We start from the raw sequence: 15503 nt of genomic DNA on the forward strand, positions 1-15503 counted from the left end.
AATTATTCAATTAAATGTTCCCCACACCCCACACCCCACACCCTACACCCGACCCTCACCCGAAACTCGACTCAAATACTGAGTAAGGGTAAAAGCATCCACCCCCAATTGGGATCGCTCTTTTGCCGCCAGAATACCGGCTTGGGCGTGCCACCAAACCGCCGCGCAGACCTTGGGGGCGATCGAATCTTGTTGTTTTGCCCCTTGCGCCATCAGTCCCCCCGCCAGTCCGGTGAGGACATCCCCGGTACCGCCCCGTGCCAGGGCTGGCGTACTTTCTGCATTCAACCAAACCGTGCCGTCGGGGTGGGCGATCGCCGATCGCGCCCCTTTGAGAACGACGATCGCCCCACTCTGCTGGGCGGCGGTTTTTGCAGCTGTGGGTGCATCCTCCAAATGTTCGACGAGTTCGGGAAACAGGCGGCGAAACTCTCCCGGATGGGGGGTAAAGACCGTCTGCGCCCCTCGCAATCCGCTTTCCCCCGCCAGCAGTAAGGGCGCTTCTTTGGGTAAAAACGTTCCCAATTGCACGAGAATATTCAAACCATCGGCATCTAACAGAATCGGGCAGGGCGCCCCCCAAACCGCTTCTAATGCATGAATCGCATATTTTGTCAATCCCGGTCCGCAGGCGATCGCATCGTAGCGATCGACATCGATTTCGGCGCTCAAACGTTCGATCGCCCCGGTTTCTGTCTCCGGACAGCCGATAATCAATGCTTCGGGAAGGCGATCGTTGAGCATCGGTTTCAACGACTCCGGCACTGCCACCGATAGCATCCCCACACCACTCGATCGCGCCCCCAACCCTGCTAATATCGCCGCGCCGGAGTAGCGACTCGAACCGCACACCAGCAGCAAATGACCGCGATCGTACTTGTGAGTTCGTCGGGGACGCGGTAGGGGTAGCGCATCTTTGGCAGTCGCGGCGGTGAGGCGTTGGAGGTGGGGGGAGGTTCCCAAAACCGCTTCGATATCTTTCAGGGGCAGATCGAAATCGATTAACTCGACTTCCCCGAGGTATTCCAGGGCGCAATCTTGAAAAAACGCCAGTTTCCACAACCCCAGGCATAACGTCTGGGTGGCGCGAATGGCTGTTCCCAGGGCTTTTCCAGTATCGGTGTGCAACCCCGAGGGCAAATCGATACTCACGACGGGAATCGAAGCCTCGGCGATGCGATCGATGGTTTCGGCAATGTCTCCCTTCAGCGCCCGCGTCAAGCCAAATCCGAACAACCCATCGACAATGACATCGCACTCAAACAATCCCTCGGGGCGATCGCTCAATTCGATCCCCAAACTCTCGACGTATCGGGCGTGTTGTTGGGTGAGGGACTTACTTTTAGAAAAGGGACGGTAGATCGCCACCGCATAGCCCTGAAAGTGTAACTCCCGCGCCACCACCAGGGCATCGCCGCCATTATGACCCGGCCCCACCAGAATTCCCACCCGCATCGGCGATGGGTAGAGGGCACAAATCCGACGGGCGATCGCCCCGGCAACCTTTTCCATCAAAGCGGCAACGGGCATCCCCGCCTCAAAAACCAGTTCTTCGATCGCCCTCATTTGAGCGGCGCTAACAACGGTGCGATCGATTTTCTCGCGGCGATTGGATTCGGATTTCATCTTCACAGCTCATGCGAACGAGTGGAAACGTTGGGGATATTTTTAAGTAATAAGTAATAACGCCATGTGCAACTTGTTTATCCAAAACCTAACAATACGAGGGGAATGGGGAAGGGGGAAGGGGGAATTTTTCGGCTCGCTCGCCATATGGTTTTACCTAAAGTTGCACACTGCGTTAATAGGTAATAAGTCATAAGTTGGGAATAGGGAACACCGGAACGGGGAATGTCTAATGGTGAATTGAATAATTCTCCTCTCCCTTGTCTCCTTGTCTCCCCTTTCCGAACTCCGAATTCCGAATTCCGCGCTTCCGAATTCTCCCTAACGTCGTTCGACTTTAAACACCGCATCCGGGGCTTTGCCAGCAATGGCGGCTTCCCAACCCAAAGCTTGCAAGAACGCATCGGCATCGGGAGTTTCCACCACATCCACTCCCCATTGTCCCGGTTGTAAGGCAGTAGGAGATGGACTCGATGCGGGTGTCGTTTTGCAGCCAGCGAGGATGAGGATGTGGGGGAAGGGGCGATCGGGCAATTTTTGGGTTTGCCGCTTTTCTAGGAGTACCGTCGCGCAAAGTTCGCCCACTTCTTCGGGAGAAATGCGATCGCCATCGAAGCGAATCTCGACGATCCAATGGGGATGTTCGATGCCAAGGCAGGTCACATCGTCGCGAGAAGCCAACCCTTGTGCAAATACCCCCACAAACTGTTCGCGAGTCAGTTGGGGGACGATCTCTTCTTGAAGGTCGAAATTGTGAGAGAGGAGCATTCGCCCGGTCAGTGATTCTGTCATAGCATGGAGGCGATCGCTTCGCCTTGATTTGGGAGATTGAAACTGGGGGTTTAAACTGGAAGTTTAAACTGGGGACTGAGACTACAGAAGGGGCTTCTCGGCAATATCAGCCAACTCCACTGCATTCATTAGCGCGATCCAATCCGCCCTGAGTTGCGGGTTGTCGGGATCGTCTCGCCGCAGATCGGCTAATGCCTTAACGGCATCGTACCAAAGGCTGGTTTCGGCGTACAGCGTCACTTTTCCGGCTGGGGTTGCCTCCTCTAGGTCTTTGGCAAATTCCGAAGTTGCCTCGAACCGTTCAATTTCACCGCGCACCACCCTCATCGAACTCGATTCGGATTCTAGGGACACTTGCCAGGTATAGACCTGCCCGATATTCAGCGGTGGCAAGTTGCTATGGCGCGGGAGGCGAATCCCGAAGGTGGCATCTCGTTCGGCAATCGGATAGCGAGTTTGATAGATAAGTGCGCCCTTTTCATCGATGAGGGTAAATTCGATCGTCGCTGCTGGAATTTTGGGGATATGAATAAAAAATGTGGGATATTCATCCAGGGTGAGACCGTAGTTGTCCGTACCGAGTTTGGGAACTAAGGCAGTGAAGGGACACTCTAATATTTCACCATCGATCGCGATGTCCACTTGACGCGGACTCGAACCGCTCCGCGTGCCAATCGGTGGTTCCGAGAAGCGCGTTCCCGCCCCCACCAAGCGTCCCGGCGCGCCGCGATCGGGTGGGTTGAACTCAACGGGATAGGATGGGGCGTGCCAACCGATGACGATAAAAACAAAAAGAACGATCGACACCAATGCCAAGATAAATGCGTGCAGTTTGGTTTTCGCCATAAATGTTTCTCAAAGCGCGCTCGGTGCATTTGAATATACGCTGTTTTGGGATAATAAGCCGGATCGATCGAATTTTGTAACGCTAGTTCGGGAAAAGGGACGATCGAGGACTTTAATCGACGCGCTCGAACCGGACACTTTTAAACTGACCGAGATCCAGACTTTTTAGCTCAAAGCTGAGGGTTGAATACTTGCACTCTAATCACTACCGAATATTCGTTTTATCGATATCGGGCTGAGTTTCCACCCCATAAAACTGAGTGGTTAATCCCGTCATATTTTCGAGGGTTTGTCGCACTTGAGAAGAGACGATCGAATTCAAAGGGACTTCCGACTGAACTGCTAGGGCTGCCGCCACACCCAGTCCCTGACCGTGATAGGTATTAACCGTATTAATTCGCCCGACAGAAACAGCAATTCCCTCGTATCCCGAAGCGCGTCCGACAATCGCTAAATTCTCGATATTTTTAGCCAGTCCGTGTTCGATGCCAAAGTTAAAAATCGGCATGGGCGGAATAGAAATTGAGAGACCATTCACCCCGCCGCGAAAGTCAAATTCGTAGGAAAAACTACCAATCGAATTTTCCGGTGCGGTTCCCCCTTTGACAATTTCTCGGCCGGTGAGGGTATCGACCACTTCGCTGACATTGACACTTTGACGCACGTAAATTTCTGGGGGAATATAAACATCGATTGCCTCATTTCCAAATTGTTCCTGCAACCAAAACTCAAGCTCGTTCATCGAATTTAACATTGAGTCCGTCGGGCGAAAATTATTTTGTTCGATCGCGCGAACTTGAGTTGTGTTGAGTTTAAATAAGAAGCCGTTCCAAGATAACGATCCATCTTCGAGGGCACAAATATTCGCCTTATCGAAAAAGAGGCTATCCATCGACGAAAAGGTAAAGGGAATATTGCGATCGAGGTGGTACGCGCCGCCGAGAACCGCACTGAGTACTAAATAGCCATCGAGATAAGGTTGATAGATGGGTTTATCGAAATTTGCCATGATAAATTTCGACCCATTGACCCCATGGAGGGCAAAAATTTCTTCTTCAATTTGAGCCAGTAGTTGCGGATCGGATTGAAGTGACTGTTCTAAATATTTAATATCGTCAATGGTGACCCCAGAAATCACCGGAACCACAGAAACCGACAGGGTAGATTCGGCTAAACTGGCTTCTTGAGACTCGAACCCTTGCCAATAAGGAACGCCAGCATTGATGGCGAATTGAGCATCTTGAGTCGCATCGATATAAGCCGACGCAAAAATCCGCAGTTGGCGATTTTCGATATCGACATAGCGAATGTTTTTGTCTTTAACGCGGGGAACCAGGGAGGCATCTGAAATGACTTCAACTCCTGCTTCCACCAGCATTTCTCGAATGGCGCGATCGGTATTTTGGGCATCCACGCAAGATTCCCAAACATTCGCTTTTTGTAAAAATTGCAGCCAACATTGAGCAGAGGGTTGAATATCCCAATAGGTTTTATCGAGATCGAGAAATGCCAATCCTCCTCTCGATACCAGTCCGCCAAATTGTTCCTTTTCCCCATTCGATCGCGCCAGGACAACTTTTCCCGCATCTCCCAGTTGCTTTTTGGCCCAAATCGCCGCACAAACTCCGGGTAATTCATCCCCATATACCAGTACATCTACATTTTTCAAGCGTAACGATGCCACTGGATTTTCGATGGGTTCTTCGATGGCGTCTTTGATGGTTTTTTCTGCTTGGAGTTGGGCGATTGGAGGAGTCACATCTGCTTCAGAACGAACCTCACTTTCTAAACCTAAGTAGGGCAAAAAAAATCGCAATGCAAGAAAGACTATAGGGAAAACCAGCAGTTTTTTGAGGCTCAGCAGCATGAAATGACCGATTTTCGGGCAAAGTTTACCAGTACAAGCCTAGGGTAGAATGGCTCTCGACTCAACCGATCTCGGCGAATTTTTTTGTGGCTGGGGGGCACTTACGGGAGTCAGTTTTTGAGATGCGGGTGAATCGCGAGCAGCATTTGACTGACACAGTGACGCGGTGAGGCGGTGAAGATGAGTCGTATAAATTTGTAGGGTGGGCAGTTCAATAACTTGGATGAAAGTGCCATCTCCCCACAAAAAACTGCCTGCCAACCCTTGGAGGGTATCTACCTTTAGCCTAAAGCGCGATCGATCTTGCTTGATGCCAATGCTCGAACAGATTGCATCGAGTCTAACGAGCATTGCGTTGACAGCAACGATCGATTTTACCGATTCCGAGTTCAAAATCGCCTCGGCGCATCTTATAGCCGTATTCCGTCGGGTTAGGACAATAATAGTGCGTTCGCGAAGCGTGTGGGTGAGCACAAAAATCTTGCTCGTGTTTCCAAAGATACGATTGTTAGAAGTGTCCTAACTACGGTGAATCTCGCTATATCCATCAAAACTGAGAAACATCTTCGGGAAAATAATTATTATCCGCAAATTCCGTATCGATGAGGACGATCGCATCTCGATCGGATACAAAATAGGGGGCGCGATTTCCTTCAAACCGACATTGACGCAAAATTACCGGCGAGCTATCGGAAATGACGAAGAAAGAATAACTATCGGGGTCGATCGAACTCCAGGATTCATCCCAAACGACTCGATTATTACTAAACTCGCATCGATCGAATTCTACATCTCTCGAATCTCGGACAATCGCCATTTTATATTGTTGGTTATTGTAAAACTCACAAGATTCAAACTTAATCGTTTTGGTGTCTTGAAGTGATAGAATATAATAGGTACACTCTTTAATTACTGTATTTTTGCACGTTAAATTCTGGGTGGTTTTGGCATCAATTCCCATCATCCCACTGCCAAATAAAATACAGCCATCGATATCGATACCCTCGCAATTCTCAAAACTCAAAACGCTCCCCGTACAGCTTCCCAAATCCGGTGAGTGACCGGATTCGATATTTTCTAAGGTAATATTGCGGCAGTTGACGAAGCTTAAAACATCGGCATAGCGAGGACTGGTGAGAATTTTAGGCGGTCGATCGCCCAACCCGACAATTTTCAGGTTTTCTACCCCAGAAATCACCAGTTCTTCACCGTCAAACACTTCGTTGAAACGCGCATACTCATTCACGGGGCGATCGACTAAATCCGAGAGGACGTAGCTGCCTGGATTCACTTCGATGGTGCGGTTCGGGGCGATCGCTTCCATGAATTCTGCTGCGGTACTCACGGAAACGACATTTTCTGCAGCTAGGGTTCGATATTTTGCCGTTGCCCAATACCCGCAGAAAATTGCAATTCCACTGCGAAGAAAAAATCGTCGATTGTATTGTTTCATAACATTGACACCCCGGATTTTCATGAAATAAAAATTTACTTATTTTTTAATGTTTGCGCCCAAAGACGCAAAAGTTATACCTCCTAAAAAGTTATCCCATTTTACTAGAAAAAATCGTCATGGGGAGTCGGAAAATATGAAGGCGATCGCCAACTCTCCCCTCGATCGTGACAGAAGCTGAGTCCGGGAAAACCGATCGGCACAACGTCAGATAAAATAAGAGCCAAATTCATGCAGATCGACTCGATCTCGATATTGATATCGATCGGTCAAGTTCCCTCAACATCCCAACTGCGCGGTGCCATGACCAATCTACTGCTCATCGAATCGCCGGGAAAGCTGAAAAAACTCAGCCAAATTCTCGGTTCTGGCTGGATCGTGAAAGCCAGTATGGGACATGTTCGGGAACTGGCAAGTGATGGTGAAGACTCGTTGGGATTCGATCTGACCGGAGATCGGGTTTACTGTCGCTACCAACCCCGAGGACCACGCGGCAAAAAGACCCTGGCGGAGTTGCGCAACGCCCTCAAAACAGCTTCCCAAGTGTATTTGGGCACCGATCCCGATCGAGAAGGAGAAACCATTGCCTGGCATTTGCAGCAGGAACTTCGCATCCGCAACCCCCTGCGCGTCACCTACAGCGAGATTACTCAATCCGCCGTCCGGCAAGCCATCGCCCGCCCCAGACCCCTCGACGCCAACCTGATAGCAGCCGGACGCGCCCGCGCTTGCTTGGATAAACTGGTAGGCTACAAGGGGTCTCCGCTACTGTGGAAACTCAGAAATGGGGCAAAATCCATGGGGCGAGTTCAGAGTGCAGCGTTGCATCTAATTTGCCTGCGGGAAACGGAAATCGTCACCTTCGTTCCCCAAGATTACTGGAGTGTTTGGGTTGAATATCAAGAAGGGTTTAAAGCGTTTTATCGCAAAAGTTTAAATCCGACCTCAAAACAGACCGCAACCCAGAAAGAAGATGATGCTGCTGAAAAGTCGAAAGAGAAACCCGAATCCGATCGCGTTTCCACCCAAGCTGAAGCCGATCGACTCGTCGAAATTGCCCGATCGCATCCCCATTCTGTCGTCAAAATCGAAAGTAAAAATACCAGCCGCAATCCGCCTCCGCCCTTTACCACCTCCACCCTCCAACAAGCTGCGGGTTCTCGCCTTAAATGGGGTTCCGATAAAACCATGAAAGTGGCGCAAACCCTCTATGAAAAGGGGCATATTACCTATATGCGAACGGATTCTGTTGCCCTGAGTCCGGAATTTTGCGCGGCGGCGCGACGGTGGTTGGAAGCAAACGATCGGGAAAATGTTCCCCCAACGGCGAAGAAGTATCGATCGAAATCTGGGGCGCAGGAAGCCCACGAAGCGATACGCCCTACTAATGTTGAAAATACCCCAGAGAGTTTAACGCAATTGGGAAGCGATGAAGGGAAGTTATATCACCTCATTTGGAATCGGGCGATCGCCTCTCAATCCCGTCCGGCGCAGTTACAAAAAACCCGCGTTGTGACTCGATCGGGAGAGGTTTTCTGGGAAGCGCGGGGGCAGATTTTGAGGTTTGCCGGGTATACGCGCTACTGGAATAATATCAGCTCGGATACTCATTTACCCACCCTACAAGAAGGGCAATCTCTGACGCTGAAAAAAGCAGACTCGGAAAAGAAACAAACTCAACCCCCACCGCGTTATACCGAACCGAAACTGGTGCAGTTAATGGAACGAAAGGGCATCGGCAGACCGAGTACCTACGCCCCGACGATTAAAACCTTAAAAGAGCGAAAATACGTCCAAAGTATTCAAGGGAAGAAGTTACAACCGACGCAGTTAGGATTAGAAGTCGACCAGTTTTTAATGCAAGCACTCCCAGATTTATTGCAGCCGGAGTTTACGGCAAAAATGGAATCGACCTTAGATGCGATCGCCGAAGGAAATGAAAATTGGGAGGGCTATCTTAATGCTTGGTATCGCAATTATTTCGCACCGGCTTTAATCCAGGCAACCCAGAAAGCGAGTACCTATCAATATCAACCGTTGCCGGATGTTCAAAGAGCGGCTAAAAATCATGGAAGTGACAAAGAGTCAAGTCAAAAGTTAGAAAAATTAGCAAATATTCTAGGAGAGAACGTTGGCACTCGCCCTCAAGTTCAAACTGATTCATCCACTCAAATACTATCTCAGAAAACCGTCAACGTCCCTCAAATAATGTGCCCCAAATGCGGTCACTGGATGAGTAAGATACCCTCAAAATCTAAGAAGCTGGCAGCAGACCATTTTCTCAAATGCGAAAAAACTAAAGGCGGCTGTGATGCGGTAATGTTTTGGTCGGATAAACGGCAGGAATACGAACTTCCCTACGGCGATCGCGCAAAAAATACGACTAAAACAAAAAAGAAAAGTACAGCGAAGAATACATCTTCCTCAACGACGGGAAAAAACTGGTGGGAACAACCGATCGAAACCCCCAAGTCTCCCCAACGGCGATCTCGTCAGAAAAAGCGATCGAAATCCAAGGCTAAAACCCCGGAAATTACTAATATTAATTGCCCGAAATGCGGCAGTTTTATGAGTAAAGTTTTTAGCAAATCCCAAAAACTATCTGCCGACCATTTCCTTAAATGCGGAGTTCATGGCGGTGGATGCGATGCGGTGATGTTTTGGTCGGAGAAACACCAGAAATATCAATTACCCTATACCCCTCAACCGCAAAAACTAACGTCCTATAACTGCCCCGTCTGTCAGCTTCCCCTAGAAGAATATACTTATACCAAAGATGGGGTTGAGAAAAAAATGTTGCGCTGTTCTGAGTACAAACATCGGCGAGACAAATGTCAGGATGTGGCGTTTTTTTGGTCGCGAGAACGTTGGTGGTCACCTAAATTTGGTGAAATGCCATCTCTCCAATCCCCCGAAAGTTGAATGACACTCATTTTTGTCACAGTACTAATAACGTCATGTGCAACTTGTTTATCCAAAATCTGACCGCACGGGGGAATGGGGAATGGGGAATGGGGAATGGGGGATTTTTCGACTCGCTTGCCATATGGCTTTGCTTAAAGTTGCACACCGCGTTAATAACGAAAAGTAATATGACGGCGTCAAGTTTGCGATCGAACTGCCACGTAATCCATCCGCAAATCGTCTGGATCTAACCCCTCGATGCATAATCTCGCTCGATCGCCCGGTTCCCATCCACGATACGCACCAGGGAGGGAACGAATCGCTGGAATATAAGCATTTTGGGAACGTATGAAGGCATCGACAAATTCAAACTCATCAAAATCATCGATGTTATGGATATCCACCTGGCGCAGTTGGGATTCAAACTCGTGAGGGCTAAACAGAGTGGAGAACCGTTCGAGCAGTTGACCCGACTCGAAAAACTCGTAGCAAACTAGATCGCAGGATTTGCTAGTCTCATAGCCAATGGCTTGGGTGCTCAATAAATCTGAGAGTTCTGCGGCATCTTGCATGGTTAGGGATTCCTCTCGGATATGAGACTGGCGCACGATCGTCCACGGATGACCTGTAAACTGAAACACCTCAAAACAGCAATTCGTGAGTTCCACTTCTTTCTCGAAAACATCTCGCTCCCAGATGGCAGCATTTCTGATGCAAGCAAAGGCTTCGGCAACAGCTTCAACAGAGGCCCGCACCAACATTAAACAATCGGATACGTCGATCGAATCTACGCCGCGCCAGGATTCCACGGGGTGTTTGCGCCGTCGCTTTCCTCCCATCTCCCGCAGCAACCCCACCACATCCCAGTGCCCGAGTCTTTGAGCGTAGTCGATCGCTTGGTGGCCCTCATAGACTTCAGTTTCGTACTCCCCCAAATGCGGATTAGCTCCCGCTTCGAGCAGCATCCAGATAATATCCCAATAACCCTTTGCGGCGGCGGCGATCGTTGCCGTTCGACCGCCATCGAGGCGTATATCGGGGTTGGCACCGGCTGCGAGTAATGCCGAGACGATCGCCCCATCGCCTTGGGTGGCGGCACAAATTAAGGCAATTCGACTGTTGGGATCGATGTGGTTAGGGTTGACTCCCGTATTGAGGAGGGCTTCGACAATTTCGAGTCTGCCCCGTTCGGTTGCTTGAATTAATGCCAGTTCTTCGAGTCCTCGCTCCTGAATTCCGGCCTGCCGCAAGATTTGGGCAATTTGCTCTCGGCGGCGCAGTGTTTGTTGTTTTTTGAGCATCTGGAAATACTCGCTCTTTTCCAAATCGCTCGGTCCTTTCACCACTTTTGGGGGCAGTTCTGAGGGTGGTGGAGCGAGGGTCGAAATTTGCCAGCGGTCTTTCTCGGCATGGGTTAGGGCATTGTTGCCATGGAGATCGCAGAGGTTGATATCCGCACCAGCCGCGATGAGGTGTTCGACAATCGTTTTGTGACCCCTCTCGACGGCAAACATCAGCGCCGTCAAAGCCTCGTTGTCTGCCAGATCGAGATTTGCCCCAACTTCAATTAACCGCTCGCTGATGGTCTGTCGGCCGCGCTGAATTGCCAGCATCAGTGGCGTTTCTCCTTGGGAATCTCGGACGTTAATATCTGCGCCGGCTGAAAGTAATAACTCAAACATCGGGGTTTGGTCTTCCCAAATGGCAGACATTAACGGCGTTCTCTGGTCTTCATTTCTCGAATCGATCGCCGCACCGGACTTTAACAGAAATTGAGCCAATGGAATACGACCATCTTGGGCAGCGCGATGTAACGGAGTTCCTTGTCTCCCATCGCATGCGTTAATATCTGCTCCCGCATGGAGCAAAATCTGAATAATATTGGTCAATCCCAACAATGCCGCAGCATTCAGAGCTTCGTTGTAGAATGGCAGCCGATCGCCAAAATCGTTACGGCACTTGACTAGGGATTTAACCGCTTCTGGGCAATTGCGCCAAGCTGCACATTTAAGAGCCGCTCCATATCCTCGTGCAGACGGTTCCGCTTCCAGAAAGGCTTTAACAATTTCCCAATGACCTAACTCGGCAGCTCGCTCCAGGAAGTAGTCTAAGTCTTCTCGATTTTCTTGGTTCACATCGGCTTCGCTTGCCAAAAGTTGTTTAACTTTTTCGAGATTATTGGCGGCGATCGCTTTTCTAAAGGACATGGACTCAGCTTCATCCTCTCATTTGTTCTAGCAATCGCACCAAAGCGGTGAGGGCGGTTGCTATATCTCGACGCTAACCCATGAGGATATCGATGTCGGCAGGCAGAGAAAGCTAAAGAACCTGCAAATTCTCCTCTGTGGCAAATTCCGTGCTTCCCTCCCAGCCAAGATTTCAAATCATTCACGCATATCCCTTGTCTCCCCATCACCCCATCACCCCATCACCCCATCACCCCATCTCCCCAGCAAGCGCATAAATTGACGATCGCCCCAACCTATCACGCAACAGAAAGATAAATCGCCAGACTCGATACGCTGCATTGCCAGATTCCAATCCACTGCAACACACTTCAACCTAGAAATAATCATGAACGAAGAGATGATGTTTTCCGGCGATCGCTCCGCGAACTTACTCGGTGCCGATGGAAGTCACGAATTGATGGGGTTTGCGGGTTTCCCCGATACTGATGCGGGATTGCGACTCCCGAACGTCCCCGCCGCAACGGGGGGCGACCCCTTGTCAGAATCGGGCAACCGTTTGCTGGAAACTCCCAGCGTCGATGAAATTCTTCTCGGTGGCGAGCCTTCTGCGTTCGTCGGAATCGAACCCAACGAGATCGATATTGCGCTCGATAGTCGTATCGACCCCCTGATTGGCGTACCGCTGACTCCCTCTCCTCAAATTGACGACCTGGCGGCACCGCAACGGGAACCCGAACCGCTGGTAATTGACGATCTTGTTGCCATTCCCGGCACTCCCAACGATCGAGCTTTCTCTCAAGACAGTAACGGTATTATTGGCGTACCAGAAGCGAGCGATCGTTTCGGACAAGTTATCGCCACCGGTGACTTCAACGGCGATGGCTATCTCGACTTAGCGGCCGGGGTTCCTGGGGAATCGGTCAACAACCTCGAAGATGCCGGTACGGTGAACGTCATCTACGGTTCGGCTTCCGGTTTGACGGCAACGGGGGACCAAATTTGGCATCAAAATACCCTCGCGCCCCAAACCAGCGCCCCGCTACAAGCGATCGCCCGTCCGGGGGATGCCTTCGGTTCGAGTTTAGCGGCTGGGGACTTTAACGGCGATGGGTATACCGATTTGGCCGTCGGCGCTCCTCATAACGATGTCCTCACGGGTTCTGGCAACCGGGATAATGCCGGAGAAGTGAATATCATCTACGGTTCGGCAACCGGTTTAACCGCCACTGGCAACCAATCCTGGCATCAAGATAGCCCCGGTATCATCGGCACGGCGGAAACTGGGGATAACTTCGGCAGGACGCTGACAACCGGGGACTTTAACGGTGACGGTTACGTGGATTTAGCCGTCGGCGCGCCGGGAGAGGATGTGTTTGACATCACCGATGCCGGATCGGTGAACGTTATTTACGGTGCTGCGGGGGGTTTAACGGCTTTTGGCGACCAATCTTGGCATCAAAATAGCGGACAGGCGCAACAGAGTCCGGTTATCGACTCCGTAGCCGAAGTGCGGGATAACTTCGGGGCGAGTTTGACCTCTGGCGACTTCAATGGTGACGGCGTGGATGATTTGGCCATCGGCGCGCCGGGAGAATCCGTGGGGAATATCGCAGATGCTGGGGCGGCAACGGTCATTTACGGGTCCAACAACCGCTTGACGGCTACCGGACATCAAACCTGGCATCAAAACAGTGCCGGCATTGCCGATACTGCCGAAACGGGCGATCGCTTTGCCTTTAGCTTGGCTGCCGGGGATTTTAACGGCGACGGCACCGACGATTTAGCGGCGGGGGCTTACTCGGAGGATATCGGCAGTTCCACCTATGCTGGCGGGGTGAATGTCATCTACGGTTCTAACAATCGCCTGAGTGCCACCGGAAACCAATTCTGGTCGCAAGATAGCGCTGGGGTTCAGGGTGTGGCTGACTTTGGGGATTACTTTGGTTGGAGTCTCACAACCGGTGACTTCGACGGCGACGGGTATACCGACCTCGGGGTGGGGGTGCCTTTGGAAGAGTTTGTTTCAACGCCGACGAACTCCGGGGCGGTGAACGTTTTGCGCGGTTCTGACAATCGTCTCACGAGTCAGGGCGATCGCCTCCTCACCCAAAATCACCTCGCGGACAACGATAATCCCCCCGAAGTTCACGATCGCTTTGGCATCAGCTTAGCGGCGGGGGATTTCAACGGTGACGGTCGATCGGATTTAGCTGTGGGGGTTCCGTATGAAGACATTGACGGCGTGACGGATGTGGGTGAAGTGGATGTGTTCTACAATGTCTAGTCTGAGTCTAGAGCTTTGTCAAATTTGAATTGACGGGTAGTGCGAGCATCTTGCTCGCGTCGTGTTTTGATTTCATCGATATTTTTTACCCGTTAGCTATTAATTGACAGACCACTAGGGGCGATCGTTCTTCATAAATAATGCAGGGTAGGGGCGCGCCTGCCGTTCGCCCCTACGGCCTGGCTGTATCATATGTTCGATCGTGCGTTTCATCAAGTGCGATCGTTGCGATTTACGCGGTGTGCAACTTTAGGTAAAACCATATAGCGAGCGAGCCGAAACATCCCCCATTCCCCCTTCCCCCTTTCCCATTCCCCTCGTCTTGTTAGGTTTTGGATAAACAAGTTGCATATGGCGTTATTTCTAACTCATTTCCTTGATATCGGTAAATTGAGCCAATGGCTTAATTCCTGGGCTAACCATTCCACTTCCGGTTCGCTTAAAGGGCTGGACCCCATTGCAAATGCAGAGCCTAAGCCAATTTCAAATTTGCTAGTTCCCGCCCAAACTTTAATGTGCGGAGCTAATCGAGCTTGACTGTTTCTACGGTTTGATACGCTATAAAAACGACTGAATTCGATCGCACTAATATCCTGTCGGAGAGCGGGACGAGTGACGCGATATTTAAAATTGAAAATCTTGCGCGTGAAAGAAATTTTTTCTTCGGTAATCGAAAGCTTCGACTCCCCGAATAAAGTCAATACAATCTGCCAAATCAACCAAACCCCTACTCCAAGATGACCGATCGAAAATAAGCCCATCAACCATCCTCCCGATCCAAAACTTGTTAAAGCGATACGATACCAATTCACCAGAAACAAGTTCCAGATAAATGCAAATCCAATGAGTGGTGCCATTCCCACATGAAATCCTTTTGGGGGAATCACAATTTCTAATTGACTTTTATTTTTGAAGAGTTGAACTTTACTCCCGGCGGGTTGGCTAGCAATTTTTAAATTCCCGGAAGAGGCTTTGGAGACGATCGCATCCTCTAGTATCGGTTGTTTTAAAGCCGTTAAAGCATTTTTTGCCGAACTCAATCGCTGTTCTATGCTCGGTTCGATCGCGAGCCTCAACCAGGTCTTAAATTGGGAACTCAAAGAGGTAACATCTTCAAATTGAATGCGTAAATTCTGTTGGGGTAAATCCGCCGGATGTTTCCCCGTGAGTAGAAAGATTAACGTGGCCCCCAAACTGTATACATCCGATGCCGGAACCCCGCGTCCGCCGAACTGTTCCGGTGGCATATAGCCATAGGTTCCCACCACTGTAAACGTGCCGCCTTGGGTCGCTGCAACGTTCTGAACCGCACCGAAATCTACCAAGTATACTCGACCGACATTGTGTGCGCTGCGATCGCCCAGGAGAATGTTGCTCGGTTTGATATCCCGGTGAATAATGGGAGGATGGCGCTCGTGCAAATAAGATAAAATTTCTAACACTTGCTCGGCAATTTCTTTAACCTCTTCTTCGCTAAAAGTACGTCCGTTTTGGCGATGGGTTTCGAGGGATTTTGCATCGAGATGGGTCTGAACTAGAGAA

General features: G+C 50.3%; 10 protein-coding genes. 2 read left to right on the forward strand and 8 right to left on the reverse strand.

The window, feature by feature from the left end; translation table 11 throughout:
* Positions 1 to 42 precede the first annotated feature (42 nt).
* From AC2215_RS18535 to AC2215_RS18560, 6 genes are all read right to left on the reverse strand, one after another.
* On the reverse strand, positions 43 to 1626 hold the full coding sequence (locus AC2215_RS18535; protein WP_486811485.1) for an NAD(P)H-hydrate dehydratase: 1584 nt from the start codon (positions 1624 to 1626) through the stop codon (positions 43 to 45).
* 321 nt (positions 1627 to 1947) lie between these two features.
* Positions 1948 to 2418 carry a DUF2656 domain-containing protein gene (locus tag AC2215_RS18540; protein ID WP_486811486.1) on the reverse strand — a complete coding sequence of 157 codons (471 nt, stop codon included), beginning with the start codon at positions 2416 to 2418 and terminating at the stop codon, positions 1948 to 1950.
* Between the two features lie 81 nt (positions 2419 to 2499).
* Complete coding sequence (locus AC2215_RS18545; protein ID WP_486811487.1) at positions 2500 to 3264, reverse strand: DUF928 domain-containing protein; 765 nt, start codon at positions 3262 to 3264, stop codon at positions 2500 to 2502.
* A 205-nt stretch (positions 3265 to 3469) separates the two neighbouring features.
* The gene (locus AC2215_RS18550; RefSeq protein ID WP_486811488.1) at positions 3470 to 5131 is read right to left on the reverse strand and encodes an FAD-dependent oxidoreductase; all 1662 of its coding nucleotides are present in this window, start codon (positions 5129 to 5131) and stop codon (positions 3470 to 3472) included.
* Positions 5132 to 5170: 39 nt separating this feature from the next.
* Complete coding sequence (locus tag AC2215_RS18555; protein ID WP_486811489.1) at positions 5171 to 5482, reverse strand: hypothetical protein; 312 nt, start codon at positions 5480 to 5482, stop codon at positions 5171 to 5173.
* 196 nt (positions 5483 to 5678) lie between these two features.
* Complete coding sequence (locus AC2215_RS18560) at positions 5679 to 6584, reverse strand: right-handed parallel beta-helix repeat-containing protein (RefSeq protein ID WP_486811490.1); 906 nt, start codon at positions 6582 to 6584, stop codon at positions 5679 to 5681.
* A 231-nt stretch (positions 6585 to 6815) separates the two neighbouring features.
* Here AC2215_RS18560 and topA point away from each other — a divergent pair, with 231 nt between their 5' ends.
* Positions 6816 to 9506 (forward strand): type I DNA topoisomerase, encoded by a 2691-nt coding sequence (gene topA / locus AC2215_RS18565; RefSeq protein WP_486811491.1) that lies wholly within the window; start codon positions 6816 to 6818, stop codon positions 9504 to 9506.
* A gap of 179 nt (positions 9507 to 9685) precedes the next feature.
* On the opposite strand, the gene AC2215_RS18570 is transcribed toward topA, so the two are convergent.
* Complete coding sequence (locus AC2215_RS18570) at positions 9686 to 11695, reverse strand: ankyrin repeat domain-containing protein (RefSeq protein ID WP_486811492.1); 2010 nt, start codon at positions 11693 to 11695, stop codon at positions 9686 to 9688.
* A 367-nt stretch (positions 11696 to 12062) separates the two neighbouring features.
* Here AC2215_RS18570 and AC2215_RS18575 point away from each other — a divergent pair, with 367 nt between their 5' ends.
* Positions 12063 to 13961 carry a hypothetical protein gene (locus AC2215_RS18575; RefSeq protein WP_486811493.1) on the forward strand — a complete coding sequence of 633 codons (1899 nt, stop codon included), beginning with the start codon at positions 12063 to 12065 and terminating at the stop codon, positions 13959 to 13961.
* Between the two features lie 368 nt (positions 13962 to 14329).
* On the opposite strand, the gene AC2215_RS18580 is transcribed toward AC2215_RS18575, so the two are convergent.
* Positions 14330 to 15503, reverse strand: a 1174-nt coding sequence (locus AC2215_RS18580) for a serine/threonine protein kinase (protein WP_486811494.1), incomplete at its 5' end; no start/stop codon positions are given.

The sequence above is a fragment of the Zarconia sp. genome, from assembly GCF_057467645.1.